This window comes from Burkholderia sp. Ac-20379, from assembly GCF_017104645.1.
In the GTDB taxonomy this organism is placed as follows: domain Bacteria; phylum Pseudomonadota; class Gammaproteobacteria; order Burkholderiales; family Burkholderiaceae; genus Burkholderia.
Map to the genome: position 1 here is coordinate 1 of NZ_JAAGPF010000493.1, position 3,937 is coordinate 3,937.

3 protein-coding genes and 1 pseudogene are annotated in these 3,937 nt (G+C 65.2%); 2 read left to right on the forward strand and 2 right to left on the reverse strand.

The features are described from left to right. Positions 1–166, forward strand: a pseudogene (locus G3N92_RS35215) (MFS transporter); the annotation flags it as partial. A gap of 93 nt (positions 167–259) precedes the next feature. Further along, entirely contained in the window at positions 260–811 is a 552-nt protein-coding gene (locus G3N92_RS31865; RefSeq protein WP_206131515.1) for a hypothetical protein, read from the forward strand. Positions 812–934: 123 nt separating this feature from the next. Here the strand turns inward: G3N92_RS31865 and acnA are convergent, their stop codons facing one another. Together acnA and G3N92_RS31875 are read right to left on the reverse strand one after the other, a co-directional pair. After that, complete coding sequence (gene acnA, locus G3N92_RS31870) at positions 935–3,652, reverse strand: aconitate hydratase AcnA (protein ID WP_206131516.1); 2,718 nt, start codon at positions 3,650–3,652, stop codon at positions 935–937. Between the two features lie 15 nt (positions 3,653–3,667). Then, positions 3,668–3,937: hypothetical protein (locus tag G3N92_RS31875; RefSeq protein WP_206131517.1), on the reverse strand; the 270-nt coding region annotated here is incomplete at its 5' end.

Consider the following 3,937-nt stretch of genomic DNA (forward strand, 5'->3'; position numbering starts at 1 on the left):
CACTCTTTCCCTACCCGACGCCCTTCCGAGCCGCCACGGCCCGACGCTGGCGCTCGGCCTCGGCGCGGGCTTCTCGGCCGCCGCCAGCCTGGCGAGCGGGCTGCGGCTGTTCGCGCCGTCGCATCGGTCGGGGCAGGCGGTGGCGTCGGAGCGGGGCGCGAAGTAAGACCGGGCATGCCGCCGTGCCGGGCAGGGCCGGCACGCCAGGATGGCCCGAGCCTGTCAGTTTTTCGAGTGATCCGCGCATCGCGCGGCAGGTATGATCGGGCACGCCTGCTGGCGGCATGCCTTCCTTCCACCCGATCCCGTTCCGCCGATGCCCTTCAAACCTCATCTGATCTGGCGCACCGGCCACGCCCGGCGCCTGCTGCTCGAACCGCGCGTCGAGGAGCACACGGTGTTTTGCTATGTGCTGGCGGCTGTCCTGCTCCAGTGCCTGATGATGTCGTTCCACCGCGTCTCGATGTGGCAGATACGCTACCCCGTGATTTTGGCGGGGACCGTCGCGTACTTCGCCGCGATCGTGGGCAGCCTGGTGTGGATCTATCGCAGCAACGGCGGCCGGCACGGCACGCAGTTCCTGACGCGATACCTGCTGCTCTCCGTGCCGATCTACTGGAAAATCGCGCTGGCCCAATATCTCGTGTACCTGATCGGCTGGACGGCGGTCATGCACTACGAACTCGGTTCGGTCGCGGCGCAATTGAATTGGGCGGTATCGGGCCCGTTCTGGGTGATGGTGATGGCCTGGCGTCTCGCCGCGCTGATACGCCCGATCGCCGCGCATCATGCCGGCATGACGCAGGCCTAGCCACTCGGTCGGCTTCGCGAGCATTCGGAGCCGCTGCCGCGCCGCAATAAAAAAAGCCCGGCCGGAGCCGGGCTCGAATCGGCCGCGCACCGTTGCCGATGCGCGGCCCCTGCAAAACCGCGCTTACGCCGCGAGCAGCGAGCGCAGCACGAACGGCAGAATCCCGCCGTGCTTGTAGTAATCGACTTCGATCGGCGTGTCGACGCGCAGCAGCACCTGCACGCGCTTCGTTTCGCCGTTCTTGAAGTGGATCACGAGCGTGACGTCCTGCTGCGGCTTGAAATCGTCGCCGAGATCTTCGACGTCGTAGGTTTCCTCGCCGGTGATGCCGAGCGATTGCACGCTGTCCGAGCCCTTGAACTGCAGCGGCAGCACGCCCATGCCGACCAGGTTCGAACGGTGGATCCGCTCGAAGCTGCGTGCGATCACGGCCTTCACGCCCAGCAGTTGCGTGCCCTTGGCCGCCCAGTCGCGCGACGAACCCGTGCCGTACTCCTCGCCCGCGAAGATCACCGTCTGCACGCCGTCGGCGATGTACTGCATCGCGGCGTCGTAGATGTACTGCTGTTCGCCGCTCGGCTGATGGATCGTCAGGCCGCCTTCGACGCGCGAGCCGTCGGCCTTCGCCGGGATCATCAGGTTCTTGATCCGGACGTTCGCGAACGTGCCGCGCATCATCACGTCATGGTTGCCGCGACGCGAGCCGTAGCTGTTGAAATCGGCCTTCTGCACGCCGTTTTCCTTGAGCCACTTGCCGGCCGGCGAATCTTCCTTGATCGAGCCTGCCGGGCTGATGTGGTCGGTCGTGACCGAATCGCCGAACACGCCGAGCGCGCGCGCGCCCTTGACCGGCACGATCGAATCCGACGGCTGCATCGGGAAATCCTTGCCGAAGAACGGCGGCTCCGCGATGTAGGTCGACTTCGGCCAGTCGTAGACCTGCCCCGTTTCGCCCTCGATCTTGCTCCAGAGGTCGCCCTTCTTGGTCAGCTTCGCGTAGTTCGATTCGAATGCCTTCGGGTCGAGCGCGAACTTCAGCAGCGCCTGGATTTCATCGCTGGTCGGCCAGATGTCGCCGAGGTAGATGTCGCGGCCGCCCTTGCCCTTGCCGACCGGTTCGGTCATCAGGTCGCGCGTGATGTTGCCGGCGATCGCGTAGGCCACCACCAGCGGCGGCGAGGCCAGGAAGTTGGCGCGGATGTTCGGGTGGATGCGCGCTTCGAAGTTGCGGTTGCCCGACAGCACGGCCGCCGCGACGATGTCGTTCTTGACGATCGCTTCGTTCAGTTCCGGCGTCAGATCGCCCGCGTTGCCGATACAGGTCGTGCAGCCGTAGGCGGCCAGTTCGAAACCGAGCTTGGACAGGTAGGGCAGCAGGCCCGTCTTGGTCAGGTATTCGGTGACGATGCGCGAGCCGGGCGCCAGCGAGGTCTTGATGTGCGGCGCGACCGTCAGGCCGGCTTCCACCGCCTTCTTGGCCAGCAGGCCGGCGGCCAGCAGCACGCTCGGGTTCGAGGTGTTGGTGCACGAGGTGATCGCGGCGATCAGGATGTCGCCGCTCTTCACGTCCACGCCGTTGGTCGTGGTGAACTGCTTGTCCAGATCCTCGGCCTTCTTGTTGAAGCCGTTTTCCGCCACCGGCTTCGAGAACAGGTCGGTGAAGGTGGACTTCACGTGGGTGATCTCGATGCGGTCCTGCGGGCGCTTCGGGCCGGCCAGCGACGGGGCGACGGTGGCCAGGTCGAGCGTCAGCGACTTGGTGTAGTCGATTTCGCCGGCCTTCGGCACGCCGAACAGCTTCTGGGCCTTGAAATAGCTTTCGAACGCGGCGATTTCGGCCTTGGTGCGGCCCGTGCCTTCGAAGTAGTCGATGGTTTTTTCGTCGACCGGGAAGAAGCCCATGGTCGCGCCGTATTCGGGCGCCATGTTGCCGATCGTCGCGCGATCCGGCAGCGACAGCGAGGCCGTGCCTTCGCCGAAGAATTCGACGAACTTGCCGACGACCTTCTCCTTGCGCAGCATTTCGGTGATCGTCAGCACCAGATCGGTGGCCGTCACGCCTTCGCGCAGCTTGCCCTTCAGCTCGACCCCGACCACGTCCGGCGTCAGGAAGTACACCGGCTGGCCGAGCATGCCGGCTTCGGCCTCGATGCCGCCCACGCCCCAGCCCACCACGCCGATGCCGTTGATCATCGTGGTGTGGCTGTCGGTGCCGACCAGCGTGTCCGGGTAGTACACGGTGTCCGCGCCTTCGGACTTCTTGTGCACGCCGCGCGCCAGGTATTCGAGGTTGACCTGGTGGACGATGCCGATGCCCGGGGGCACCACGCCGAACGTGTCGAACGCCTGCATGCCCCACTTCATGAACTGGTAGCGCTCGTTATTGCGCTGGAATTCCAGCTTCATGTTCAGATCGAGCGCGTCCTTCTGGCGGAAATAATCGATCTGCACCGAGTGATCGACGACCAGATCGACCGGGACCAGCGGTTCGATCTTCTTCGGATCCTGGCCGGCGCGCTGGGCGACGCCGCGCATGGCCGCGATGTCGGCGAGCAGCGGCACGCCCGTGAAATCCTGCAGCACCACGCGGGCCACCACGAACGGGATTTCGTCGACGCGCTTGGCGGCCGGCTTCCAGTTCGCCAGTTGCTCGATGTGTTCCTCGGTGATCTTCTTGCCGTCGTAGTTGCGCAGCACCGACTCGAGAACGAGACGGATCGACACCGGCAGGCGTTCGATCTTGATCTTCAGTTCCTTGCCGAGTTGGGGCAGCGAATAGAACTTGCCTTTGCCGGAACCGCTGTCGAATTCCTTGAGGGTCTTGTGGAGATTGTGGGCCATGATGTTTTCCTGGGTTTAAGGCGAGGAAAGAAGTCCTGTATCTGAAGGCTGGATCACATACAAGTCGACGTATTCATTGACCGGCATGGCGGCGAGCCGGGCCGGGTCCAGCGACACGTCGAGAATCGCTTGTCGCGGTTGCGCCGGAACGCGCCGCGCGGGCTGGCCGCGGCGCGTTCCGGCGTGAAAAACGAAGGCCCGTCGCGCGGCGGCGGCGGGCGAACTCCGGATCATCGCACGCGGCGCGCAGACCTGCGCGCAACAGGCGCCGGCGCGGCGCGCGGC